Annotated in this window: 28 protein-coding genes and 2 pseudogenes; 20 read left to right on the plus strand and 10 right to left on the minus strand. The window is 70.2% G+C overall.

The features are described 5' to 3' along the window. Position 1: 1 nt before the first annotated feature. Positions 2-280, minus strand: coding sequence for a hypothetical protein (locus tag HL652_RS17995; RefSeq protein ID WP_171706584.1), 279 nt, complete (start codon positions 278-280; stop codon positions 2-4). A gap of 124 nt (positions 281-404) precedes the next feature. Here HL652_RS17995 and HL652_RS18000 point away from each other — a divergent pair, with 124 nt between their 5' ends. From HL652_RS18000 to HL652_RS18010, 3 genes are all read left to right on the plus strand, one after another. Next, complete coding sequence (locus tag HL652_RS18000) at positions 405-1,244, plus strand: fumarylacetoacetate hydrolase family protein (RefSeq protein ID WP_171706585.1); 840 nt, start codon at positions 405-407, stop codon at positions 1,242-1,244. Between the two features lie 3 nt (positions 1,245-1,247). Then, complete coding sequence (locus HL652_RS18005; RefSeq protein ID WP_171706586.1) at positions 1,248-1,997, plus strand: maleylpyruvate isomerase family mycothiol-dependent enzyme; 750 nt, start codon at positions 1,248-1,250, stop codon at positions 1,995-1,997. 103 nt (positions 1,998-2,100) lie between these two features. Next, on the plus strand, positions 2,101-3,261 hold the full coding sequence (locus tag HL652_RS18010) for a low temperature requirement protein A (protein ID WP_171706587.1): 1,161 nt from the start codon (positions 2,101-2,103) through the stop codon (positions 3,259-3,261). Positions 3,262-3,305: 44 nt separating this feature from the next. Here HL652_RS18010 and HL652_RS18015 read toward each other — a convergent pair whose 3' ends face one another. After that, positions 3,306-4,160 carry an AraC family transcriptional regulator gene (locus tag HL652_RS18015; protein WP_171706588.1) on the minus strand — a complete coding sequence of 285 codons (855 nt, stop codon included), beginning with the start codon at positions 4,158-4,160 and terminating at the stop codon, positions 3,306-3,308. 122 nt (positions 4,161-4,282) lie between these two features. On the opposite strand from HL652_RS18015, the gene HL652_RS18020 reads away from it, so the two are divergent. The 6 genes from HL652_RS18020 (at position 4,283) to HL652_RS18045 (ending at position 9,198) form a co-directional block, all read left to right on the plus strand. Then, the gene (locus HL652_RS18020; RefSeq protein WP_171706589.1) at positions 4,283-4,828 is read left to right on the plus strand and encodes a carboxymuconolactone decarboxylase family protein; all 546 of its coding nucleotides are present in this window, start codon (positions 4,283-4,285) and stop codon (positions 4,826-4,828) included. 67 nt (positions 4,829-4,895) lie between these two features. Beyond that, positions 4,896-5,843, plus strand: coding sequence for a helix-turn-helix domain-containing protein (locus tag HL652_RS18025; RefSeq protein ID WP_171706590.1), 948 nt, complete (start codon positions 4,896-4,898; stop codon positions 5,841-5,843). Between the two features lie 164 nt (positions 5,844-6,007). Continuing rightward, complete coding sequence (locus HL652_RS18030) at positions 6,008-6,574, plus strand: RNA polymerase sigma factor (RefSeq protein ID WP_253743430.1); 567 nt, start codon at positions 6,008-6,010, stop codon at positions 6,572-6,574. Beyond that, the gene (locus tag HL652_RS18035; RefSeq protein ID WP_171706591.1) at positions 6,571-7,164 is read left to right on the plus strand and encodes an Asp23/Gls24 family envelope stress response protein; all 594 of its coding nucleotides are present in this window, start codon (positions 6,571-6,573) and stop codon (positions 7,162-7,164) included. Before HL652_RS18030 ends, HL652_RS18035 begins: the two co-directional genes overlap by 4 nt. Continuing rightward, positions 7,161-7,505 carry a hypothetical protein gene (locus HL652_RS18040; protein ID WP_171706592.1) on the plus strand — a complete coding sequence of 115 codons (345 nt, stop codon included), beginning with the start codon at positions 7,161-7,163 and terminating at the stop codon, positions 7,503-7,505. Before HL652_RS18035 ends, HL652_RS18040 begins: the two co-directional genes overlap by 4 nt. A 37-nt stretch (positions 7,506-7,542) precedes the next feature. Continuing rightward, complete coding sequence (locus HL652_RS18045; protein ID WP_171706593.1) at positions 7,543-9,198, plus strand: BCCT family transporter; 1,656 nt, start codon at positions 7,543-7,545, stop codon at positions 9,196-9,198. Here HL652_RS18045 and HL652_RS18050 read toward each other — a convergent pair. From HL652_RS18050 to HL652_RS18070, 7 genes and pseudogenes are all read right to left on the minus strand, one after another. Further along, on the minus strand, positions 9,195-9,782 hold the full coding sequence (locus HL652_RS18050; RefSeq protein WP_171706594.1) for a TetR/AcrR family transcriptional regulator: 588 nt from the start codon (positions 9,780-9,782) through the stop codon (positions 9,195-9,197). The genes HL652_RS18045 and HL652_RS18050 overlap by 4 nt on opposite strands. A gap of 5 nt (positions 9,783-9,787) precedes the next feature. Beyond that, the gene (locus tag HL652_RS18055) at positions 9,788-10,336 is read right to left on the minus strand and encodes a hypothetical protein (protein ID WP_171706595.1); all 549 of its coding nucleotides are present in this window, start codon (positions 10,334-10,336) and stop codon (positions 9,788-9,790) included. A 63-nt stretch (positions 10,337-10,399) separates the two neighbouring features. Then, the gene (locus HL652_RS22080; RefSeq protein WP_371743524.1) at positions 10,400-10,558 is read right to left on the minus strand and encodes a hypothetical protein; all 159 of its coding nucleotides are present in this window, start codon (positions 10,556-10,558) and stop codon (positions 10,400-10,402) included. Between the two features lie 36 nt (positions 10,559-10,594). Then, complete coding sequence (locus tag HL652_RS22085) at positions 10,595-10,870, minus strand: hypothetical protein (RefSeq protein ID WP_371743655.1); 276 nt, start codon at positions 10,868-10,870, stop codon at positions 10,595-10,597. 15 nt (positions 10,871-10,885) lie between these two features. Next, positions 10,886-10,942: pseudogene (locus HL652_RS22090) on the minus strand (DUF3618 domain-containing protein); the annotation flags it as partial. Positions 10,943-10,944: 2 nt separating this feature from the next. After that, positions 10,945-11,148, minus strand: a pseudogene (locus HL652_RS21790) (phage holin family protein); the annotation flags it as partial. Further along, the gene (locus HL652_RS18070) at positions 11,145-11,864 is read right to left on the minus strand and encodes a hypothetical protein (protein ID WP_171706597.1); all 720 of its coding nucleotides are present in this window, start codon (positions 11,862-11,864) and stop codon (positions 11,145-11,147) included. The gene HL652_RS18070 and the pseudogene HL652_RS21790, both read right to left, overlap by 4 nt. Positions 11,865-12,004: 140 nt before the next feature. On the opposite strand from HL652_RS18070, the gene HL652_RS18075 reads away from it, so the two are divergent. The 9 genes from HL652_RS18075 to HL652_RS18115 all read left to right on the plus strand — a co-directional run bounded on the left by HL652_RS18075 (position 12,005) and on the right by HL652_RS18115 (position 19,722). Continuing rightward, positions 12,005-12,517: a hypothetical protein gene (locus HL652_RS18075; protein WP_171706598.1), complete on the plus strand. Its 513-nt coding sequence runs from the start codon at positions 12,005-12,007 to the stop codon at positions 12,515-12,517. Between the two features lie 216 nt (positions 12,518-12,733). Continuing rightward, positions 12,734-13,630: an ABC transporter permease gene (locus HL652_RS18080; protein ID WP_253743432.1), complete on the plus strand. Its 897-nt coding sequence runs from the start codon at positions 12,734-12,736 to the stop codon at positions 13,628-13,630. Continuing rightward, complete coding sequence (locus tag HL652_RS18085; protein WP_171706600.1) at positions 13,630-14,412, plus strand: ABC transporter permease; 783 nt, start codon at positions 13,630-13,632, stop codon at positions 14,410-14,412. Before HL652_RS18080 ends, HL652_RS18085 begins: the two co-directional genes overlap by 1 nt. Positions 14,413-14,458: 46 nt before the next feature. Next, positions 14,459-15,529 (plus strand): ABC transporter substrate-binding protein, encoded by a 1,071-nt coding sequence (locus HL652_RS18090; RefSeq protein WP_171706601.1) that lies wholly within the window; start codon positions 14,459-14,461, stop codon positions 15,527-15,529. A gap of 46 nt (positions 15,530-15,575) precedes the next feature. Then, entirely contained in the window at positions 15,576-16,838 is a 1,263-nt protein-coding gene (locus HL652_RS18095) for an ABC transporter ATP-binding protein (protein ID WP_171706602.1), read from the plus strand. Beyond that, positions 16,835-17,647, plus strand: a complete 813-nt coding sequence (locus tag HL652_RS18100; protein WP_171706603.1) for a carbon-nitrogen hydrolase family protein — start codon at positions 16,835-16,837, stop codon at positions 17,645-17,647. The genes HL652_RS18095 and HL652_RS18100 overlap by 4 nt, the downstream gene beginning before the upstream one ends. 8 nt (positions 17,648-17,655) lie before the next feature. Beyond that, positions 17,656-18,336, plus strand: a complete 681-nt coding sequence (locus tag HL652_RS18105) for an RraA family protein (protein ID WP_171706604.1) — start codon at positions 17,656-17,658, stop codon at positions 18,334-18,336. Between the two features lie 105 nt (positions 18,337-18,441). Beyond that, entirely contained in the window at positions 18,442-19,197 is a 756-nt protein-coding gene (locus HL652_RS18110) for a 3-keto-5-aminohexanoate cleavage protein (protein ID WP_171706605.1), read from the plus strand. A gap of 27 nt (positions 19,198-19,224) precedes the next feature. Next, a complete protein-coding gene (locus HL652_RS18115; protein WP_171706606.1) occupies positions 19,225-19,722 on the plus strand; it encodes an Lrp/AsnC family transcriptional regulator in 498 nt (165 codons plus the stop codon). A gap of 27 nt (positions 19,723-19,749) precedes the next feature. On the opposite strand, the gene HL652_RS18120 is transcribed toward HL652_RS18115, so the two are convergent. Then, positions 19,750-20,262 carry an Lrp/AsnC family transcriptional regulator gene (locus HL652_RS18120; protein WP_171706607.1) on the minus strand — a complete coding sequence of 171 codons (513 nt, stop codon included), beginning with the start codon at positions 20,260-20,262 and terminating at the stop codon, positions 19,750-19,752. A gap of 147 nt (positions 20,263-20,409) precedes the next feature. Here HL652_RS18120 and HL652_RS18125 point away from each other — a divergent pair, with 147 nt between their 5' ends. After that, positions 20,410-21,702: an LCP family protein gene (locus HL652_RS18125; protein WP_171706608.1), complete on the plus strand. Its 1,293-nt coding sequence runs from the start codon at positions 20,410-20,412 to the stop codon at positions 21,700-21,702. 160 nt (positions 21,703-21,862) lie between these two features. Continuing rightward, positions 21,863-22,324 (plus strand): DUF4190 domain-containing protein, encoded by a 462-nt coding sequence (locus HL652_RS18130; RefSeq protein WP_171706609.1) that lies wholly within the window; start codon positions 21,863-21,865, stop codon positions 22,322-22,324. Positions 22,325-22,374 lie beyond the last annotated feature (50 nt).

The following is a 22,374-nucleotide window of genomic DNA, read 5'->3' on the forward strand; positions in this document are numbered from 1 at the left end:
CTCAGATGAACAGGTCCTTGAACTCGTGCACGTCGACCTCGATCTGCCGCTGCGCATCCCCTCCCACGGCATAGGTGAAGAGGCGGAGCTCGATCGCGTGCTCGCCGATCACCGTCGTCGTCTCCGCACTCAGATGACCGTGGAACGCCGGATCACTGGAGGTGACGGCCCAGCCGTCATCCACAGCCGCGAAGCGGACGACGTCGGCGCCGATGCGGAATCCACCCTGCCCCGCGGGGAGCTGGGCGAACGAGGCGAGGGGCGGGAATGCTGTCTCCATTCCCCCATGCTCGGGCTTCGCTGCCGCAGTGGCACCCGTGCGAGTCGCTCAGTGGAACACCCGCGTTCCTCCACACCCTACGCACCCCCGATCACACCCCCACTAACTATCTGAAAGTGTCCCCATGAAGCTCGCCACCCTCCGCACCACCCCCACCTCCACCGTCGCCGTTCGTGTCGATGCCGACACCGCCGTCGAGATCGACGGCTTCACCGACGTCGGCGCCCTGCTCGCCGACCCCACTTGGCGTCAGATCGCCGAAGCGGCCACCGGCACCGCGCATCCGCTCGACCAGGTGAACGACGAGCAGTGGGCACCCGTCGTGTCGGCACCCTCGAAGATCGTGTGCGTGGGCCTGAACTACCGCAACCACATCCTCGAGATGGGGCGCGAACTGCCCGAGCACCCCACCCTGTTCGCCAAGTACCCCGAAGCGCTCATCGGGCCGTACGACCCGATCGTGCTGCCCGAGTACGCCTCGCACGCCGTCGACTGGGAGGCCGAACTCGCCGTCGTGATCGGGCAGCGCGCACGGCGACTCACTGCGACCGAAGCATCCGACGCCATCGCCGGCTACTCGGTGCTCAACGATGTGACCATGCGCGACTTCCAGTACCGCACGCCGGAGTGGTTCCAGGGCAAGACCTTCGAGGCCACCACACCGTTCGGGCCCGTGCTCGTGACGCCAGACGAGTACGCGGTCGACACCGACATCCGCACCGAGGTCGACGGCGAGACCATGCAGCACTCCAACACCGACGACCTGGTCTTCGACCCGGCGGCGCTCGTCGCCTACATCTCGCAGATCGTCGCCCTGAACCCGGGCGACGTCATCGCGAGCGGCACCCCCGGCGGCGTCGGGCACGCCTGCAAGCCCGCACGGTACCTCACCGACGGCGCCACCCTCGTCACCTCGATCGAGGGCATCGGCACGCTGCGCAACCCCGTGCGCGCGGAGGCCTGAGCCGTGGTCGCCCGCACCGATCTCGTTACCCACCCCGCCGCCATTGCCGGCTTGTTGCTCGCCCGGCGGGGGCAGGCCTACTACTCGCGCAAGCTCAACGAACTGACGGACGCCGAGTTCGACGGCGCCACACTGCTGCCCGGATGGTCGCGACGCGAGCTGATCGCCCACGTCGGGCTGAACGCACGGGCCCTCACCCGCCTCATCGAGTGGGCTGCGACCGGCATAGAGACACCGATGTATGAGTCGATGGCGCAGCGCGATGAGGAGATCGCTCTGTCGGCGACCCTGCCGGCCCTGGCGCTGCGCAATCTCTCCGACCACGCTGCCATTCACCTCACCGTGGAGTGGCGCGATCTCCCCGACGCCGACTGGTCGAACCTCGTGCGCACCGCGCAGGGGCGCACCGTGCCCGTGTCGGAGACGGTGTGGATGCGCACTCGCGAGGTCTGGATCCACGCCGTCGACCTCGCCAACGGCGGTCGCTTCGACGACATCCCCGCACCCGTGATCGACCGCTTGCTCCGTGAGGTGCTCAGCGCGTGGGACAGGCGGCGGGTGGCGGAGTCGCTCCCTGTCTTCGCATTCGAGGCCACCGACCGCTCCGCTCCGTTCCTTTCGACGGATGTCACCTCTGACGTCGTACTGCGCGGCACCGCTGCGTCGCTTGCGCAGTGGGCGACCGGCAGGGGTGCGGAGGGGGTCACCACCGCAGTCGGACAGCCGGCGCCCGAGCCGCCTCATTGGCTGTGACCGAGGCTCACGCGAGGGGCGGCGTTACCAGAGGGGATGTCTCGTGAACGGTCAGAACCGAGATTCGCGGCCCGGGGGCTGGTTCCTCAGCTCTAGACGAGTCGTGGGCGACGGGCAAGGGGTCACACGACTTGAATTGTTCTTCGACCTGATCTTCGTCTACGCGTTCACCCAGGTCACCCAAACAATGGTGCACGAGCACAACGCGCTGGGGGTCCTTCAAGGATTGATAATCCTTGGACTGCTGTGGTGGTCCTGGGTCGCGTACGCGTGGCTCGGCAACCAGGCGTTCGCCGAACGCGGCCTGATGCCGTTCGGCCTGGGGACAGCCGCGGCTCTCATGTTCGTCATCGCCTTTGCCGTCCCCGATGTCTTCTCTGACGAGAGTTCGCCGCGGCTTGCTCCGATCGTTCTTGTCATCGCCTACGTGCTCGTTCGACTGATCCACATCGGGCTGTACCTCATTGCAGCTCGTGACGACCGAGGATTGAGGCGGCAGCTCATCCTGACGAATTCCATCGCCGTGGTCCCGATGGCCGTGCTGTTGATGGCAGGCGCATGGTCGGGAGGGGCGGCGCAGACCTGGTTGTGGCTGGCCGCTCTGATCTACGATGCGGGAGCTGTCTACTTCACTTCGAGCCGAGGGGAGTTCCGGGTGAACTCGACAGCTCACGCGGCCGAGCGTTTCGGTCTGGTGGTGATTCTGGCTCTCGGAGAGTCCGTGATCGCCATGGGTGCCGGTCTCAGCCACGTAGACCTCGACGGCGCATCGATCGCTGGTGTTTTTCTGGCCGTGGCTGGCAACATCGTCGTCTGGTGGCTCTATTTCCATCACTTCTCAGACACTGTCGAGGCTGCTCTTCGGAAACGCTCCGGGAAGGCTCGTCTGGAGGATGCCACGCTCATCTACACATTCGCGCATTTCTTGATCGTCGCGGGCATCCTGCTCACGGCTGCCGGAATCGAATCCGCCATGTCGCACATCGGAGACTGGCAGTCCATAGGACCGTTCAGTTCCATCGCGATCGCAGCCGGCGGCTCACTCGTTCTCGTCGCCACGGCGGCGATTTGGAAACGCGTCACCAGGAGGGTCTTGATCTTTCGCTTGATCGTCGGCGTCGCCTTCATCCCAGGATCAGTGCTCGCCGCACAGCTCGTCCCAATTGCATACTTCACCGTGTTCGTGCTTGCGGGGGCATCACTGATTCTGATCGAATCGCTCACCCGGGAGTTGCGCGTCCCATCGACGCCGGGACCGGCGTAGAGCAGACCAGCACAAGGTCGGCAGCTTGGGACGACCGCGACGGGCTAGACCCCGGCGGTCGCAGCCCACGCCCGCGGCGACACCCCGACCCGCTGGGTGAACGCGCGGGAGAACGCCGGCGCGCTCGCGTAGCCGAGGCGCGACGCCGTCAGGCCCACGGGCTGCCCGGCCAGCAGCATCTCCTGCGCCAGCATCACCCGCCACGTCGTGAGGTACTCGACCGGAGGCACCCCGACGAGCGCGGTGAAGCGCGCCGCGAAGGTGCTGCGCGAGAGCCGCGCCGCGGCGGCGAGCGACGTCAGCGACCAGCGCTCGCCGGGCGCTTCGTGCAGCGCTACGAGCGCCCGGGCGAGGGCCGGGTCGGCGAGCCCGGTGAGGAGACCGGCCGGGAGGCCGACCTGGTCGGCGTGGTCGAGCATCCAGCGGAACAGCTGCATCAGCACCACCTCGAACAGGCGGTCGACGATCACCCGCTGCCCGCAGGCCGCCGCGTCGACCTCGGCGAACAGCAGGTCGAGCGCGGGCCGCAGCGTGGGCACCGCGTCGAGCGGCACCACCACAACGGGCGGCAGGGCGAGGAAGAGCGGATGCACGCCCCCGCCCGCGACGTCGACGGTGGCGCAGGCGAAGTCGGAGTCGTCGGTCGGCGCGTTGTGGAAGGCGTGCTCGAGCGGGCGGGGGTAGAAGAGCAGACTCGGCTCATCCACCTGGAGCGTCTCGAGCCTGCCGTCGGCGCCGAGATGGGTGACCGACATCTCACCCTCGCGCAGCACGTGGAGGAACCCGCGGCCGGGCTTCGCGGCGAAGGTGGTGACGCCACAGAGCGGGCCGGCGTGGAACAGGGCGGCACGGATGCGGAACCGCTCGAGCAGCGATGACAGACGGTCGACAGGGTCCATGGCACCAGCATCTCAGATGATCTGCATCGAAGTCGAGACTCGATGCAACGACTCATCCGAATGGCAGCGCCAGCATGGAAGCAGCCCGGAAAGACCGGGCACCAGCACAGATCGGAAGACCCATGTCTCTCCCCCTCGTCGACCCCGAGACCGCCACCGGCACGACCAAGGAGCAGCTCGACCAGATCAGGGCCGCCTTCGGCACGGTGCCCGCCATGTTCAAGACCGTCGCGAACTCGCCCGCAGCCCTCACCAGCATGTGGACCGCGTTCGGCGCCTTCGGCGCGAGCAGCGCCCTCGGTGCCGCCTTGGGCGAGCAGATCGCCGTCGCCGTGGCGAACCGCAACTCCTGCGAGTACTGCCTCGCCGCCCACTCGGCACTCGGCCGCAAGGCGGGGGTGAGCCGGGAGGCCATGGTCGCCGCTCAGGCCGGTGAGTCCGACGACCCGAAGACGGCGGCCATCCTCACCTTCGCGCTGAAGCTGGTGGAGCAGCGGGGTCAGCTCGACGCCGCCGACGTCGAGGCGGTGCGCGCCCACGGCGTGACCGACGAGCAGGTGGTGGAGATCGTGGCCCAGGTCGCCCTCAACCTGTTCACCAACTACGTCAACGTCGCCCTCGCGGTTCCCGTCGACTTCCCCACCGTCCCCCTCCGCCGCGCCGCCTGACCGTCGCCTGGCCGGGGCATCACGGGAAGTGGATGCGCGGGGCGGGTCGTTCTGAGACGATGTCCCCGTGACCGAGTTGCTCCAGCGGATGGCCGTCGCCGGCGACGACCTCGACGCGGCGAAAGCCCTGTACGAGAACGGGTACAACGGTGCCGGCTTCCGGGTCGAACGCACCGAGCTCGACTTCGGCTACCGCTACAGCATCGCCGGCGGCGACGACATGACCTTCCGCTCCTCGACCTTCCTCGGCTCGATCAAGGGTCGGCTCGAACCGAACGACGAGTACATCGTGTCGTGGCTGCACACCGGCACGGCGAGCCTCTCGGTGGGCTGCGAGCTCATCGACTGGGCGGGCGGCACCCCGTGGCTGTTCCCCACGGGCACACCGTTCGACTTCGACTCCCGCGACTACCGGCAGAGCCTCATCGCCTTCCGCGGCGGCTACCTCGAACAGGTGGCCGCCGAGGAGGGCGCCACCGCCGGCGGCCCGGTGCTGTTCCAGTACGCCCAGGTGCCGGGCAGCGCCGAACTGCGGCAGTGGAAGCAGGTCGTCGAGGAAGCCGCTCACCTCGTGCTGCAGAGCAAGCCGTCGAAGCTCCAGATGTCGCAGATCTCCCGCCGCACCGCGGTCGCCCTGCTCGACTGCTTCCCCCACGTGCGTCTCGACCCTCCGCCCGAGATGCTCCTCCCGCACACCGGGCGCCTCCGCACGGCCGTGGACTTCATCCATGCCCACGCCCACCAGACGGTGACGCCCACCGAACTCGCCGAGGCAGCAGGTCTGACGCTGCGAGGCCTGCAGCAGGCCTTCCGTCGGCGCCTCGGGCTCACCCCCACCGCCTATCTGCGCCAGGTGCGCCTCGACCGCGCCCACGACGAACTGCTCGCGCTCACCCCCCACGAGACCACGGTGGGATCGGTCGCCGCCGCCTGGGGCTTCACCGACTTCGGGCGCTTCTCGGTCGCCTATCGCGCCCGCTTCGGGGAGTCTCCCCGAGACACCCTGCGCCGCTGACCCAGGGCGCCAGGCACGGTCGGCGGATGCGCGCGGTGTTCGTTCTGCGGATAACCGCGGGCACCTCGCTCGGTGCCCGCAGGGAATGAGTTGCCCGCCGAATCAACGGTGGTAGGCCCGGAAGCGTCACGGAAGAATCCGCGACAGCGTGAAGGGCAATCCACGTGGCCGACCAGACCCGAATCCGCGGTGTGCAGCAGCTCACCGACGGCGCTCTCGCCTCCCGTGCCGCCGACGGCGACCCGGAGGCCTTCCGGCAACTCATCACCCGGCACTCCTCGCTCCTGCGCGCCTACGTCACCCGCATCGTGAGGTCGGCCGCCGAGGCCGACGACGTGGTGCAGGAGGCCTTCCTCATCGCGTGGCGTCGCCTGCCGGAGTTGCGGAACCCCGAGGCCGTGAAAGCCTGGTTGATGCGCATCGCGAGCCGCGAGGCGTTCAGCCACCTGAGACACCGGAACGCCGACATGCCCCTCGACCAGATCGTCGAACGCCCCTCCCCCACCCTGCAGCCCGAGGCGCGCGTGGTGCACGACCTGCAGCTGCAGGCCCTCGCCACCGCGCTCGACCGGCTGCCCGAGGCCCAACGGCAGAGCTGGCTGCTGCGCGAGATGGCCGGCCTCGGCTACGCCGAGATCGCGGAGGAGCTGAGTGTGCCCGTCAGCACGGTACGAGGCATGATCGCCCGGGCCAGGGCGAGCATCCTGGTGCAGATGGAGGCGTGGCGATGACCGACGACACCGCGGGCACCACCCTCGACTGCGGCAAGACCGTCGAGGAGCTGAGCCTCTACCTCGCCTCCGGCCGCACCCCGCCCGACCCCGAGATCGACACCTGCCCCGACTGCCTCAACGTGCTCGAGAACCTCGCCCGCCTCGGCGGGCTCTCGCGCGAAGTGCTGCAGCGCGACACCGAGGGCATCGCCCCCGCGGCCGACAGCTGGGTCGACCGTCTCATGACCGCGGTGCAGGAGGAGCTGCGCTCCGGCCGCGACATCCCCATCCAGCACCCCGATCCGCACGTGCACATCACGGTGAGCGAAGGCGCGGTGCGCGCGCTGCTGCGGTCGGTCGGCGACGAGGTCTCGGGGGTGCACGTCACGCGCACCCGCATCGACGGCGACGTCGAGACGCCCGGCGCCCCGGTGACCGTCTCGATCGCCATCGCCGCGGAATGGGGTCAGCCCCTGCAGCAACTGGCGGATGCGGTGCGCAGCGAAGCCTACGACGCACTGGTGCGTCACACCGATCTCACCGTCGCGGCCATCGACGTCAGCGTCGACGAGCTCTACGCCGACCCTTCCGGAAAGGACCCGTCATGAACGATCTCAGCACCCCCGTCTCGCCCGGCACCGGTTCGCCCACCGCCGCCGTTCTCGCGGTCGACGGTGTCGTCGCGGTCTACCCGGCGCCCACTCCGCTCGGCACCCTCGCCGCCCTCGGCTCGCTCCTCGGCGACGCCCCGGTGCGGGAGCAGCCGCGCGCCGAGGTGACCGTCTCGGCCGGGCCCGACGGGCCCGTGCTCACCGCACGCATCGGCACCCGGCAGGACGCCGGAGCGGCGGCCACGGCACGCTCGGTGGCCGACGCCCTGCTGCTGCAGCACCCCGGTTCGCAGGTCACGGTGCGGGTCAGCCGCATCGAGCGGGTCGTCGAACCCTGATTCTCCGGGCTCACGACGAGCACCGTAGGGTGTTCTGATGCCCTCCGAGACCCGACCCGCTCCTTCCCCTGCTCTCCGAGACGGCCGACGCGTCGCGCCGTGGGTGTTCTGGCCTGCGGCCATCCTGGTCGTCGCGTTCAGTGGCTTCGCCGCCTTCTTCCCCGATGCGGCGGGTGTCTTCTTCGGCACCATCCAGACCACGATCGTCAACACCTTCAACTGGTACTACGTGCTCATCGCCGCGTTCTTCGTGGCCTTCGCCCTGTTCGTCGGCTTCAGCCGCTTCGGTGACATCAAGCTCGGCAAAGACGACAACGAGCCGGAGTTCTCGCTCGGCGCCTGGTTCTCGCTGCTGTTCGCCGCGGGCATGGGAATCGGGCTCGTCTTCTACGGTGTGAGCGAGCCGCTCAGCCACTACGTCGACCCCCGGCCCGGCGTCACCGGCACCCCCGCGCAGCTCGCCCAGTCGGCCCTCACCCAGACCTACCTGCACTGGGGCGTGCACGCCTGGGCGATCTACGTCGTCGTGGGCCTCGGCCTCGCCTACGCGATCCACCGCCGCAAGCGGCCCATCTCCATCCGCTGGGCGCTCGAGCCGCTGCTCGGCAAGCGGGTGCACGGCGGGTGGGGCAACGCGATCGACACGATCGCACTCGCCGGCACCATCTTCGGCGTCGCGACCTCGCTCGGCCTCGGCGTGCTGCAGATCGGTGCGGGCCTCCAGGCCACGGGGCTGCCCGAGCCCGACACCTTCGTCAATCTGCTCATCATCGGCGTGATCGTGCTGTTCGTGCTGTTCTCGGTGCTCTCCGGAGTCAACAAGGGGATGAAGTGGCTGTCGAGCTTCAACCTCATCCTCGCCGCCGTGCTGCTGGTGTTCGTGCTCGTGGTCGGCCAGAGCGAGTACCTGCTGCGTGAGTGGGTGCAGTCGATCGGGGCGTACATCCAGAACTTCGTCGGGCTGAGCTTCACCGTGTCGGCCTTCCAGGGCCCGGCGGGCGAGGAGTGGCAGGCGAACTGGACCTCCTTCTACTGGGGCTGGTGGATGTCGTGGGCGCCGTTCGTCGGCATCTTCATCGCCCGCGTGAGCCGCGGTCGCACGGTGCGGCAGTTCGTGATGGGTGTGCTGGTGGTTCCCACCCTCGTCGGCATCCTATGGTTCGCGGTGCTCGGCGGTTCGGCGCTGTTCCAGGAGCTGCAGAACCCCGGCTCGATGCTCGACGCGGCGGGCGAGGTCGACAAGGAGGGTGCGCTGTTCCAGCTCTTCGAGACCCTTCCCGCGGCACCGGTGCTCACCGTGGGGGCGATCGTGCTCATCGCGATCTTCTTCATCACCTCGGCCGACTCGGGCGCTCTCGTGATGGGCATGATCGCGACGGGCGGCGCGCCCGAACCGGCGCGCTGGGTGCGGGTGTTCTTCACCCTCGCCACCGCCGGCCTCGCCATCGCGCTGCTCATCGCCGGTGGGCTCTCGGCGCTGCAGACCGCGGCGACCATCATCGCCTTTCCGTTCAGCATCGTGATGCTGCTGATGTGCTGGTCGACGGTGATCGCCTTCCAGCGCGAACGCCGGCTCTACGAGCGCGCCCAGCACGCGCAACTGCTCGAGAAGGTCGGCGAGCGCTACGGCCTCGAGGTGGAGACGCCGAACGAGAGCGGTCTGCGTCTGCGACCGTGGAGCCGCCGGCGCTAGGGGCGAGCGAGCTCGTCGAGGTGGCGCGCGAGGGTGTCGAGCATCTGCGAGCTCGGGGCGGAGTCTCCCGTCCACAGGGCGTGCAGGGCGATGCCGTCGAGCACGGCACGCAGCCGTCGGCTCTCGTGGGCCACGTCACGGCTTCCCGCGAACCGACCCTCCGCCACGAGGATGCCGATCGCGAGCCGGCAGACACGGTCGACCCCGTCGCTCAGCGATCGGGCGGCCGGACGCAGCGCGTCGTCGGTGAGCGCCAGCACGCCGAGCTGCACCTGAGCCACCAGCTCGGAGCGGCGCTCCGCGTCGAGCGGCAGCAGTTCGGCGAGCATCCCGTCGACCAGCGCGCGCCCCGACAGATCGAGGGAACGGATGCGCGCCGTCGCCCGCGCCTCGATGACCTCGAAGCAGTACGCCCGCAGGTCCTGCTGCGTGGGGAACGCCCGGCGCAGGGAGGCCGCCGCCAGCCCCGCCTCGGCGGCGACACCCCGCACCGACAGCGCAGCGAGTCCGTCGCGCTCCAGCACCCGGAGGGCGGCGGCAGCGATCTGCTCGGTGCGCGCCTCGGCGTCGATCCTCTTCGGCACGTGTCCTATTCTGCGGGTCGGAGACCGGCCTCGGGTTTCTTTGGCCAGATCGTGTAGCTCACCGCCCAGACGACGTCGATGCCGAAGACGAGGGTCAGGATGCCGAAATACCCCGAGAGGGCCGCGGTGCGATCGGGGTCGCCGACCACCAGGATGATCGCGCCCAAGATCGCGGCGGCGATCAGCACGGCGAGCAGGGTGCGCAGCACATCCCGCCAGCACTTCGCCGTGTAGCGGGCGCCGGTGGGCTTCTCGGGCGGCGGGCCTCCCGCGAAACGGTGCTGGAAGCGCACGTCTGCCCAGGCGACCATGCGCGACCCGTAGGCCACCGATACCCCGATGTAGATGGCGGCGATGCCGTGCTGCCACGAGGCGGTCGCCCCGCCCAGGAGGTCGATGGCAACGAGCACCAGCAGTACGGCGTCGATCACGGGGGCCATCAGGAGCAGACCCGCCCCGAGGCGGGGCCGGCGCAGCAGATACCGCGCGGCGAGACCACCGAGGATCGCCACCCAGAAGGCGATCTCGCACGCCACGATCGCGATGAGCACCATGAACCCGCCCCCCTTTTGTTAGTACGAGTGTACTCACAAAAAGGGGGCGGGTCACAGCGGGGGTCAACTGCCGGAGATGTTCTCCCGCGACTGCTGCACCTGGTCGGTCACCTCGTCCTTGGCCGAGGAGGCCTCGGCCTTGACGTTCTCGACGGCACCGCTCGCGGCATGCTTCACCGCTGCTGCAGCCTGCTGGGCGGGTTCCTTGAGGTGCTCGCCCACCTCCTTGGCCGCATCCGTCGCCTTGTCGACGAGCGGCTACGCCTGCTCCTTGATCGTCGACGCCACCTCCTTCTCCTTCTCGGAGGAGGGGATGAGCGAGGCGGCGAGCAGGCCCACGCCGAAGGCGATGAGGCCCACGGCGAGCGGGTTGCCCTCGGCCTTCGACGCGACCCGGCCCGTGGCGCCCGCGACGGCACCCGCCGCGGAGCCCACTGCCGAGGCACCGGAGTCGACGGCGGAGTCGGCGACACCGAAGACGCGGTCCTTCACACCGCCCACGGCCTCCTTCACCTTGTCGGTCTGGCGATGCACGATCTTCGACGGGGTGACCTTGTCGGCCAGGGCGTCGACGTCACCACCGAGCTCGCGGCGGGTGCGCTCGATCTCAGGAGCACCATCGACGCCGCGTAGCCCGCGCCGCCGAGCATTCCCGCGCCCTTTCCGGCGCGGCTCGCCGAACGCTTGAGCTCGGCCGTCGCGAGCTCGAGCTCCTGTCTCATCAGGGTAGAGAGGTCTTTGGTGACCTCCCCGATGAGGTCGCCGAGCGAGGTGCTCGCGGCCTTCTGCTCCGACGGGGTGGGGTCGGTCATGGGCGGGGCTCCCCGAAGACGTCGCTGCGGTCGCCCTCGGCGTCGGCGCTTCCGACGGAGCCGGGCTCGCCGAAGCTGGCCGCCCGCTCCGTGTAGAGCGGCGTGTCGTCGACCGGGACTGCGGCGGCGGGCGCGGCGGGGGTGGTGGGCGCGACCGGGGTGGTGGCCGGCGCGGCCGCGGTGGTGGCCGGTGCGGGCGTTCCCGTGGGGCTCGGCGCAGCATCCTTCGCGTCGCTGGCGGCTCCGGCGAGCGCCCGCGTCAGCCTGCCGGCCACGACGCCCGCGATGGCCGCAGCAGCGATGAAGGTGCCGGGCTTGCGCCTCGCGAACGACTTCACCTCGGCCAGCAGCGACCCGGGGTCACGGGCGTCGAGCCACGTCGCCGCCCCGCCGACCCGCTCCGAGGCCTGGCGCACGAGATCGCTCGCGAGCCCGCCGCCGCTCGAGGCGCCGGCCATCGAGCCGAGCTCCTCGCCGATGGAGCGGAGCCCGGAGGCCACCCGCTGCTGCTGCACACCCGCCTGCTCCTTGAGCTCGGCCTGGGTCTGCGCGAACAGCTCCTCGGCCTGGTTGCTCGTCTCGACGGCGACGTCGGCGGCACCCTCCTTGGCGGCTCCCGCGACGTTGCCCACCTGCTCGGCGGCCGTGTCCTTCACGGCCGCAGCCTCGTGCTTGGCCGTGTCGACCGTGCCCTCGGCGGCTTCACCATCCGTCATGGTCTTCCCTTTCGATTTCCCCGCCGACCCGGCCGGGTCCTCCTTTCCCCACGCGCGCACCGCGGATTGCGCGGGCGGGTAGCCAAACGGCCTCGAATGTGCTTATGCCCTCCCGCGCAGGGTCGGCGCAGACTGGAACGGTGCCGAACCACAGCGAGACGGATGCGCCTCAGGGTCTCCGCAGACACCGCACCCGGGTGGGCGCCTCCTCGCTCGCCGGCGCCTCGGTGGTGCTCGTCGCCGACCTCGCCGGGGTCACCGCCGTCACCGTGACGGGCATCCAGCTCGCGCGCGCCGGCGAACCGGCCCGCGGGGTCGCAGTCTGCGCGCTGGTCGCCTTCACCGCCTGGCTCCTGGCCGTGGTGGCCGTGGTCTCGGCGGCCGGGGGCGCCTCCGCCCGCTCGGCGCGACGCTGGGTCTGGGTGGGGCTGCTGCTCAACTCGGCGGGCTCGCTCGGCATCGCCCTCGCCGCCGCGGTCGCGGGCGGCGCGGAGCAACTGGCGACCGGCGGCGCCCCGTCGCCCGCGCTCGTCACAGCCCTCCTCGTGGCCGTGGGCGGGGCGCTCGTGAGCGCCGGGTACCTGTGGTTCCTGCGCCGCGACGCGCACGCCGACAGAGCCCCCGCCGAGCGGCCCGCCGGGCACATCGACTAGCATCGCCGGGTCGCTGCGAACTGCGCCGCCCGCTCGGGCGCGCCATTCCGCCCACCGCCGTGCACCGCATCCGTCACCCCCTGCGAAATGCGCAAGCACGAAACACGCAGGCGACGGATTTCGAGGCGCACCGCCCCCACGCGCCGGGGCCGGTCGCGCAGTATTGACGACACACCGCACCACCACCCGACTCCCGAAACCTCCGAGGAACATCCCGTGAACGCATCGAGCCCTACGACCGGAAGGCGCCGCTTCGCGCCGTCGGCCGCCGGCTACCTGATGCTGCTGCCGGCTCTCGCCGTGATCGTGCTGCTCGTCATCGTGCCGATGCTCATCATCGCCCGTGACAGCTTCGCCATCAGCGACCCGCTCGGCGGCAACCTCGGTGGCTTCACCCTCGACAACTACACGAAGCTGATCGACCCGGTCTACGCCAAGACGCTCGGCTACAGCCTCGGCATGGCCGCGCTCAACGCGGTGGTGTGCACCGTCGTCGGCTACATCGTCGCGTACTACATCGCCACGCGGCCCGCGTCGCGGCAGCCCGTTCTGCTCGTGCTCGTCATCATCCCGTTCCTCACCGACTTCCTGGTGCGCACCTTCGCCTGGATCACGTTGCTCGGCTCCGGCGGGCCCTTCATCTCGCTGGCCCGGGCCCTGGGCTTCGACGCCCAGTCGCTCGTGCCGTCGCAGCTCGCCGTCACGCTCTCGCTCCTCTACGCCTTCCTCCCGGTCGCCGTCTTCCCGATCTACGCCTCCATGCGGGCGATCGACCCCTCGCTCAAGGAGGCGGCGGCCGACCTCGGCGCGGGCTGGTTCCAGACCCACGCCCGGGTGTTCGTGCCGCTGTCGGCCTCGGGGCTGGCCTCCTCGGTGATGCTCACCTTCGTTCCCACGCTCGGCGTCTTCGTCATCCCCGTGCTCCTCGGCGGTGGCAAAGACCCGCTCGTCGGGAACCTGATCGTCACCCTGTTCACCGAGTTCCGCAACGAGCCGCTCGGCGCCGCGCTCTCGATGGTGGTGCTCGTGCTCATGCTCGCCTCGGTCGCGGGCGCCGGCCTGGTGCTGCGCGCCAGGGGCCGCGCCTCGCGCCGAACCCGGAAGGAGGCGTGATGGACCGCCTGACCTCCTGGATCGCCCGACTCGTCTTCGTCTTCCTCTACCTGCCCATCGCGGCGCTCATCGTCTACTCGTTCAACTCCTCCGAGGTGAGCTACCGCTTCGACGGCTTCACCTTCCGCTGGTACGCCGAGCTGTTCCGCGACCAGCTGCTGCTCGACTCGCTGCGCACGAGCGCCCTGGTCGGCCTCATCGCGGCACTCGCGGCGACGGGCATCGGATTCCTCACCTCGTTCGCGCTGGTGCGCTTCAGGGTGAAGGGCCGCGCCTTCTTCGTCGGCGCCATCCTCATCCCGCTCATCGTGCCCGAGATCGTGCTGGGTGTCGCGATGCTCACCGTGTTCAGCACCGCGAGCATCCCGACCGGCCTCCTCACCCTGGTGCTCGGCCACATCGTCATCACCCTCCCGCTGGCCACCCTGGTGATGATGGGGGCGATGTCGTCGCTCGACCCCAGCCTCTCCGAGGCGGCGACCGACCTCGGCGCCTCCCCGTGGGTGACCTTCCGGCGGGTGCTGTTCCCGCTCCTGCGCCCGAGCATCCTCGCCGCCTTCCTGCTCAGCTTCACCACCTCGTTCTCGAACATCGTCATCTCCACCTTCACCGCGGGCGTCGGCACCACCACGCTGCCGCTGCGCATCTACTCGACCCTGCGCACAGGGCTCACACCCGAGCTCAACGCGCTGGGCACGCTGCTCGTCGTGGCGACCCTCGGCATCATCCTCCTCGTGGGCGTCTCGCAGATGCGCCGCATCCTGGCCGGGCCCCGTCCGTAGCCCGCACCCTCCCCTGCAATCGCAACCCGACAGAAAAGACCCCATCATGAACAAGAAGTTCCTGGCCCTCGGGGCCGTCGCCCTGGCCTCGGCCACCGTGCTCGCCGGATGCTCGGCGGGCGACGCCGCCTCGACCTCGGCGGGCGGCGACGGCTCGCTCAGCATCTACGCCTGGTCGGGCGAGATCCCCGACTCGGTCGTCGCCGGTTTCGAGGAGGAGACCGGCATCACGGTCACCGTCGACACCTTCGACAGCAACGAGACGATGATCTCGAAGCTCGCCGCCGGCAACTCCGGCTACGACATCGTCGAGCCCAGCCAGTACGCCGTGCAGCTCATGGTGCAGCGAGACCTCGTCAGCGAGATCGACCACTCGAAGCTCGAGGGCTTCGACAACCTCGCCGAGAAGTTCGTCGACCCCTCCTTCGACCCCGGCAACAAGTACTCGCTGCCGTGGGCCTGGGGCACCACGGGCATCCTCTACAACGAGGCCTGCACCGGCGCACCCGTCACCGGGTGGAGCGACATGTGGAACCCCGCCTACAGCGGCAAGATCTACATGCTCGACAACATGCTCTCGGCCTACATCGCGGGCCTCCAGGTGAACGGGCTCTCCGCCACCACCACCGACCAGGCCGACATCGAGAAAGCCACCGACTCGCTGCTCGAGCAGAAGCCGCTGCTCGGCGGCTACAACAGCACGAACTACGCCGACCTCGTCGGCACGGGAGACGCGTGCATCGCCGAGGCGTACTCGGGCACGACGTCGGCGAAGGCCGTCGAGGCCAACCCCGACGTGCACTACATCATCCCCGAAGAGGGCGGCACGCTCTGGACCGACAACTTCTCGATCGTCAAGGGCACGGCCAACGAGGATGCCGCCTACCAGTGGCTGAACTACACCCTGCGCCCCGAGGTGGCCGCGCTCCTCACCGACGACGCGTCGCTGGCCTCCGCCAACGAGGCGGCCCTCCCGCTCGTCGCCGACCAGTCGCAGGTGGAGAACCCCGCCATCTACGCCCCGGCCGACTCGCTCACCAACTCGGAGTTCATCGTCGACCCGGGAGACGCCCTGGCGTACTTCCAGGACGGCTGGACCCGCGTGCGCGCCTCCTGACGCGCATCCGCCCGCCCTTCCCTCCCACACGGAAACGCAGCCAACCATGAACGAGACCACCGAGACGCCGGCGGTGAAGCTCCGCGGCCTCACCAAGAGCTTCGGAGCCAACCAGGTCGTGCAGCCGCTCGACCTCGAGATCGGCCGCAACGAGTTCTTCAGCATCCTGGGCCCCTCCGGATGCGGCAAGACCACGCTGATGCGCATGATCACGGGCTTCGAGAAGCCCACCGGCGGCTCGGTGGAGCTCGACGGGAAGAACGTCGACGGCGTTCCCACCAAGTCGCGCGACCTCAACATGCTGTTCCAGAGCTACGCGCTGTTCCCGCACCTGACGGTGTACGAGAACGTCGCCTTCGAGCTGCGGGTGCGCCGCACGCCGAAGCGCGAGATCGACCAGCGCGTGCGGGACGCGCTCGACCTCGTGCGACTCGGCGCCTTCGGCGACCGCAAGCCCGCCGAGCTCTCGGGCGGTCAGCGACAGCGCGTGGCGCTCGCCCGCGCCGTCGTCGGCCGCCCCGCCGTGGTTCTGCTCGACGAGCCGCTCGGCGCCCTCGACCAGAAGCTCCGCAAGGAGATGCAGTTCGAGCTGAAGCGCATGCAGCGGGAGGTGGGCATCACCTTCATCTACGTCACGCACGACCAGGAGGAGGCGCTCACCATGAGCGACCGCATCGCCGTGATGAGCGAGGGGCGGGTGCTGCAGGTCGCGAGCCCGATCGAGATCTACGACGCCCCCTCCTCGCGCTTCGTCGCCTCCTTCATCGGCAGCTGCAACCTGCTCGACGGCGTGGTCGACGTGCAGGGCGGCTCGGTCACCGTGCCCGGCGTGGGTTCGGTTCCCGCTGCGATGCCGGCGGATGCGCGGCCCGGCACGGGCGTGACGCTCGCCATCCGGCCGGAGCGGGTCACCATGACGCCGGCGGCGGCCGTCGGGGCGGCCTCGTCTGCTGTCGCCGCCGCCGGTCCCGGGTCTGCTCCGGCCGCGGCGCCCGCCGGCTCGGTCGCGGGAACGCTCGTCGAGCGGGTCTTCCTCGGCGACGAGTGGACCTTCCACGTGCTGCTCGAATCGCGCGGCCTCGTCACGGTGAGCGTGCCGAGCGGCGCCGAGTCGGCAGCGCTCGGGGCGGTCGCCGACGGCGCGCCCGTCGTGCTGTCGTGGCCCGCCGAGGCCGCGCGGGTGCTGCCCGCCGACGGCTCGGCAGCGTTCTCGTCCCCCGCCTCGGCACCCTCCACCTCGGCGCCCACCGCCGCATCCGCCGCCTCCTCCACCACCGCATCCGTCACCACCCCGGAGGTCTCCGCGTGAACCCGTCCCTCGTCGCCGCCGTCGCCCAGCTCGCACCCACCGTCGACGGCGCCGCCAACCGCGACACGATCGCGGCGCTCACCGCCGACGCCGCCCGGGCCGGCGCGCGGCTCGTCGTCTTCCCCGAAGAGGCGATGCTGCTGGCCGGCGACGTCACCGGGCCGCTCGGACTCGTCGTCGAGGAGGAGTGGCCGCTCTTCCTCGCCCAGCTCTCGCTGCTCGCCACCCAGCACGAGCTGTGGATCATCGCGGGCGGCTACGAGCCCACCGGCAGCGACCGCCCGTTCAACACCCTCGTGGTCGTGAACCCGCGGGGCGAGGTCGTCGAGTCGTACCGCAAGCTGCACCTCTACGACGCCTTCTCCTACCGGGAGAGCGACTACGTCACGGGCGGCACCGAGCTGCCCCCCGTGGTGATGATCGAGGGCGTCGCGATCGGCCTCGTGAACTGCTACGACATCCGCTTCCCCGAGCTGAGCCGCGATCTCGTCGCGCGCGGCGCCGACGTGCTCTCCATCTCGGCGGCCTGGGTCGCCGGGGCGCGCAAGGAGGAGCACTGGGAGACCCTCGTCAAGGCCCGCGCCATCGAGAGCACCTGCTGGGTGCTCGCCGCCGGCTCCTCGTCTCCGGAGTGCATCGGCAGCAGCCTCATCGTCGACCCCATGGGTGTGGAGCGCGCCGGCCTCGGCACCGTGAAGGAGGCGATCGCCGTCGTCGAGCTCTCACTCGACCGCACTGCCGAGGTGCGCGAGGTTCTGCCCGCCCTCGCGAACCGCCGTCTCGTCTCGACCGTCACCGTTCAGGAGTAAGCACCACCATGCCGTTCAGCCAGGGGCCCACGCCCGCCGCCCTGCCCGCCGAGCTCGTCGAGAAGCTCGAGCGGGTCTCCTTCCCCACCCTCGGCCACTACCTCGAGGAGGGCTTCGCCGACTACGGCATCCGTCGCCTCGTGGGCACCACGCGCGTGGTCGGCCGGGCCATCACCGTGCGCCTCACCGCGCAGGACTCGACCGTGCTGCACCACGCCGCCGGCTGGTGCGAACCCGGCGACGTGTTCGTCATCGACACCGGCGGCGACACCCGCCACGCCCCCGTGGGCGAGGTGCTCGCGGCGACGCTGGCGCTCCGCGGAGCGGCCGGCGTGATCGTCGACGGCGTCGTCACCGACCTCGACGAGGTGGAGCACTTCGGGCTCCCCGTCTACGCCCGCGGGTCGAGCGTGCTCACCACGAAGCTGCTGTCGGTGGATGCCGGCGGCGTGAACATCCCCGTCACCTGCGGCGGGGTCGCGGTGCAGCCGGGCGACGTCGTGCTCGCCGACCGCAACGGCGTGTTCTTCGGCTCCGTCGACGTGGTCTCCGCGCTCATCGACACCGCGCTCGCCGACGACGCCGAGGAGCCCGAGCTGGTCGAGGAGCTGCGCCGGGGCGCGCGGCTCGGCGACCTCACCGGCGCGAGCGCCGCGGTGGCGGGCTTCGCCGCGGGCACCGCATCCTGACCTTCCCGACCTTTCCCGCACGAACCGTCTGAGAATCACGCCGTCGAGGCTCTCCACGGCTCGACGCGCCGATTCTCCTACCGAACCACACCCCACGGAGCACCCATGCTGATCAAAGCCGCCGTCAACGGAGGCCGTACCCGCGACGAGCACCCGGCAGTCCCCCTCACGAACGAGGAGATCGCCGAGGCCGCCCGCGCGGCCGTCGCCGCCGGCGCCGACGTGGTGCACGCCCATGTGCGCACCGCCGACGGCGGGCAGACCATCGCTCCGGATGCGGTGGCCGCCATGGTGCGCGCCGTCAAGTCGGTCGACCCCTCGGTGGTCGTCGGCACCACCACCGGGCTCTGGACCTGCTCGGGCCACGAGGAGCGCATGCGCCACCTCGCCGCCTGGCCCGCTGACGCGTTGCCCGACTTCGCGTCGGTCGCGTTCTCGGAAGAGGGTGCCGCCGAGGCCGCCTCGCTCGTGATCGAGCGCGGCATGGTGCTCGAGAGCGCGGTGTGGCACATCGACGAAGTGCCTGCTCTGCTCGCGTCGCCGACCCTGCACCAGAACGTGCGCGTGCTCATCGAGCCCGAAGACGAGGAGCCCGACGCCGCCGTGGCGCACGCACGCGCCATCGCCGAGGCCCTCCGCTCGGGCGGCGTCACCGCGCCGCTGCTGTACCACGGCTACGACGCGACGGCCTGGCCCGTGGTGCGCGCGGCGATCGCCGACGGTGCCGAGGTGCGTGTGGGCTTCGAAGACATGCTGGTGCTCGACGACGGCTCGGTGGCGCCGGACAACGTGGCAATGGTGGAGCTGGCGCTCGCTCTCGAGGCGCGTGCTCTCGACGCGGCGGAGGCGCGGTTGGCCTGAGCGCTCCGCCGCGCGCGACAATAGGGTATGGCTGCAGACGCCCTCGATCGCCGCCTCGTCGAGCTGCTCGGCGAGGACGGTCGTCGCGCCTTCACCGACATCGCCGCGACCGTCGGGGTCTCGGAGGCCACCGTGCGGGCGCGCATCCAGCGGCTCACCTCGAACGGCACGCTGCGCATCGTCGCCCTCTGCAACCCGCTCACCCTCGGGCACCAGTCGGTGCGGCTGCTGCTCACCGTGCACGGGCTGAGCCCGCGCAACGTCGCGAAGTCGCTCACCGGGCTGCCGACGATCGGTCACGTGGCGCTCACCTCGGGCGCCCACGACATCTACCTCGAGGCGACCCCGCGCGATCTGGGGCAGCTCGCCGATCTGCTCGACGACATCCGCCGCACGCCGGGCGTGGTGACGATCGACCAGTTCGTGCTCACCCGGCTGTATAAGGACTACTCGTGGAACGGTCTGCGCGATCAGTCGGGCGAGCGCGCCATGGGCGGGTCGCTCGGGGCGACGCCGGCCGGGTGACGGGGAGCGCACCGCCCCCGCCCTCGCTCAGCGGGGCAGGGCGCCGGTCGCCGGATGCGGGCGGGTCGGCCGGCCGATCGGCTCCCGGAAGCCCGACCACACGTACTCGTCTTTGATCACCTCGAGCACCGCTGCCGTCTCGAGGTGGTCGACGCCCGTGATGGAGCGCACGGTGTCGGTGAGGAACGCGTTCATCTGCGCCTGGTCGTCGCAGCGCACGTCGGCGCTGAGGTCGTAGGAGCCGATGCAGGCCCCCACGTACTTCACCTCGGGGAGGGCGGCGAGCGCCCGCGCCACCGTCTCGACCGTCGCGCCGCGCACGCGAATGGAGAGGTGAGCCTCGACGTAGCCCATCTTGGGGCTGTTCGGCATGCCCACCACCTGCACCACGCCGAGCGACAGCAGGCGGTGGTAACGCTGGCGCACACTCCCCTCGGAGAGCCCGACGTAGCGGGCGATCTGGCCGAAGGAACGACGGCCGTCGAGCCGCAGCTGATCGATGATCTTGCGATCGATCACGTCGACGGCCTCCAGCTCCATGCCGCAATTGAATCACGCGAGACGGCAAATGCCCGGTCAACCCTGAGAAAGTGCCCGGCCGACGGCGAGCCTTGTCGGCTACTATCGACCGTCGGACGGAACCGCACGCGCCGTCCCTCCCCCAGCATCCACGCGAAGGACACTCATTTGAGCGACACCAGCCGGCGCCACGGGCGTCAGAAGACCGGGCCCACCCGCCACGGCCGACTGCACACCCCGTCGCCCGTCGGGCTGGTCGTGAAGGCCGTCGCCGTCGCGCTGGCGGTCGCGCTGGTGAGCATCGGCGGTGTCGCGGCGTACGCGATCAACGGCATCGCGCAGCAGGTGAACGCCAACGCCGTCGACATCTCGGGCGGCGGCGAGCAGCCCCCGGCCCCGCCCGTGCTCGGAGCCTTCGAGGGCGGCTTCAACTTCCTCATCATCGGCACCGACAACGACCCCAACCAGGGCGACACCTTCGGTGAGCGCGACGCGACGCTGAACGACGTGAACATCCTTCTGCACGTCTCGGCCGATCACAAGAACGCCGTGGTGGTGAGCTTTCCGCGCGACCTCATGATCGCGCATCCGGAGTGCACCGACCCCAGCACGGGCGAGGTGTTCGACGCGATGTCGTCGCAGCCGCTCAACGAGGCCTTCAGCCGCGGCGGACTCGCCTGCGTGAACACCACCATCGAGAGCCTCACCGGGCTCGACATCAACTACGCCGCCGCCACCTCGTTCAACGGCGTCATCGAGATGACGAACGCCATCGGCGGTGTGCCGGTGTGCCTCGTCGAGCCCATCTTCGACTCGGACTCGGGCCTCGACCTGCCGGCCGGCACCAGCGTCATCGAGGGGCAGATGGCTCTCGCCTTTCTGCGCAACCGGCACGGCGTGGGCGACGGCAGCGACCTCTCGCGCATCGCCTCGCAGCAGCAGTACCTGTCGTCGATGGTGCGCACGCTGAAGAGCGCGAACACGCTCACCGACATCTCGAAGCTGTACGGTCTCGCCTCGGCGGCCGCCCAGAACATCCAGCTGTCGACCTCGCTCACGAGCCTCGACTCGATGGTGTCGCTGGCGCTGACGATGAAAGACGTCGACCTCAACAACATCGTGTTCGTGCAGTACCCGACGGGTGCCGACGCCTACGACCCGAACAAGGTCGTTCCGGTGCAAGACCTCGCCGACGTGCTGTTCGCGAAGCTGCAGGCCGACGAGCCGTTCACGCTGGCCGAGGGTTCCACGGGCACCGGGTCGACGGTGGTCGACGACGGCACGACGACCCCGGCGGACCCCGGCACCGAAGCGGGTACCGACACGGGAACGGGTACCGAGGCCGGCACGGGCGACCCGGCGGCCACGGATGCGCCCGTCGAGGCAAGCCCCGAGGTGATCGATGGGCTCAAGGGACAGACCGCCGCCGAGCAGACCTGCGCAAACGCGTTCTCGTACTGAGGCGCTCACTCTCGGGCGGGGGTCTCATGGGACTGGGGTCTCATGAGACTGCAGCACGGCGGCGCGGGTGCTCGGGTCGGCTCGGGTTCATGCCGGGGTACCACGCGGTCGAGACCTGGGTGCGATTCGCGGCCGGCTGCGGCTGCGTAGCGTCGAAGACATGACGAACCAGACCGAAACCCTCGACCCGACCACCCACCCCACCGACGACACCCGCCCCGCCGACACCGCGGCCACCGACACCGCGGCCACCGCCGCCACCACCCCGGTCACCGGCGGCACCACCCCCGGCGCCACCGGAGGCGCGTACGCCGGCGGACCCGTTCCGCCGATGCCCACGGGGCCCGCGGCACCGCAGTACTACGCGCCGGCACCGGCGAAGACCAACACCCTCGGCATCATCACGCTGGTGCTCGGTGTTCTCGGCTTCGGGCTCGTGCCCGTGATCACCGGCCACATCGCCCTCAACCAGATCAAGCGCACCCACGAAGACGGCCGCGGCATCACGCTCGCCGGTCTCATCCTCGGCTACGTGACCCTGGCCGGCTGGCTCGCCGTGGCCCTGTTCTGGATCGCCGCCGCCGGCATCGCGATCTTCGGCGCCGCGGTCTCGAGCTACTGAGACCCGACCCGCGACCGAGGGAGGGAGACGGACAGCACGGCAGCGAGGTG

Source organism: Herbiconiux sp. SALV-R1 (assembly GCF_013113715.1).
GTDB lineage: Bacteria > Actinomycetota > Actinomycetes > Actinomycetales > Microbacteriaceae > Herbiconiux.

Coding starts and splice junctions, on each gene's coding strand:
- HL652_RS17995 (WP_171706584.1), bottom strand. CDS start 280: ATGGAGACAGCATTCCCGCCCCTCGCCTCGTTCGCCCAGCTCCCCGCG.
- HL652_RS18000 (WP_171706585.1), top strand. CDS start 405: ATGAAGCTCGCCACCCTCCGCACCACCCCCACCTCCACCGTCGCCGTT.
- HL652_RS18015 (WP_171706588.1), bottom strand. CDS start 4,160: ATGGACCCTGTCGACCGTCTGTCATCGCTGCTCGAGCGGTTCCGCATC.
- HL652_RS18020 (WP_171706589.1), top strand. CDS start 4,283: ATGTCTCTCCCCCTCGTCGACCCCGAGACCGCCACCGGCACGACCAAG.
- HL652_RS18035 (WP_171706591.1), top strand. CDS start 6,571: ATGACCGACGACACCGCGGGCACCACCCTCGACTGCGGCAAGACCGTC.
- HL652_RS18040 (WP_171706592.1), top strand. CDS start 7,161: ATGAACGATCTCAGCACCCCCGTCTCGCCCGGCACCGGTTCGCCCACC.
- HL652_RS18045 (WP_171706593.1), top strand. CDS start 7,543: ATGCCCTCCGAGACCCGACCCGCTCCTTCCCCTGCTCTCCGAGACGGC.
- HL652_RS18055 (WP_171706595.1), bottom strand. CDS start 10,336: ATGGTGCTCATCGCGATCGTGGCGTGCGAGATCGCCTTCTGGGTGGCG.
- HL652_RS18070 (WP_171706597.1), bottom strand. CDS start 11,864: ATGACGGATGGTGAAGCCGCCGAGGGCACGGTCGACACGGCCAAGCAC.
- HL652_RS18085 (WP_171706600.1), top strand. CDS start 13,630: ATGGACCGCCTGACCTCCTGGATCGCCCGACTCGTCTTCGTCTTCCTC.
- HL652_RS18090 (WP_171706601.1), top strand. CDS start 14,459: ATGAACAAGAAGTTCCTGGCCCTCGGGGCCGTCGCCCTGGCCTCGGCC.
- HL652_RS18095 (WP_171706602.1), top strand. CDS start 15,576: ATGAACGAGACCACCGAGACGCCGGCGGTGAAGCTCCGCGGCCTCACC.
- HL652_RS18105 (WP_171706604.1), top strand. CDS start 17,656: ATGCCGTTCAGCCAGGGGCCCACGCCCGCCGCCCTGCCCGCCGAGCTC.
- HL652_RS18110 (WP_171706605.1), top strand. CDS start 18,442: ATGCTGATCAAAGCCGCCGTCAACGGAGGCCGTACCCGCGACGAGCAC.
- HL652_RS18115 (WP_171706606.1), top strand. CDS start 19,225: ATGGCTGCAGACGCCCTCGATCGCCGCCTCGTCGAGCTGCTCGGCGAG.
- HL652_RS18120 (WP_171706607.1), bottom strand. CDS start 20,262: ATGGAGCTGGAGGCCGTCGACGTGATCGATCGCAAGATCATCGATCAG.
- HL652_RS18130 (WP_171706609.1), top strand. CDS start 21,863: ATGACGAACCAGACCGAAACCCTCGACCCGACCACCCACCCCACCGAC.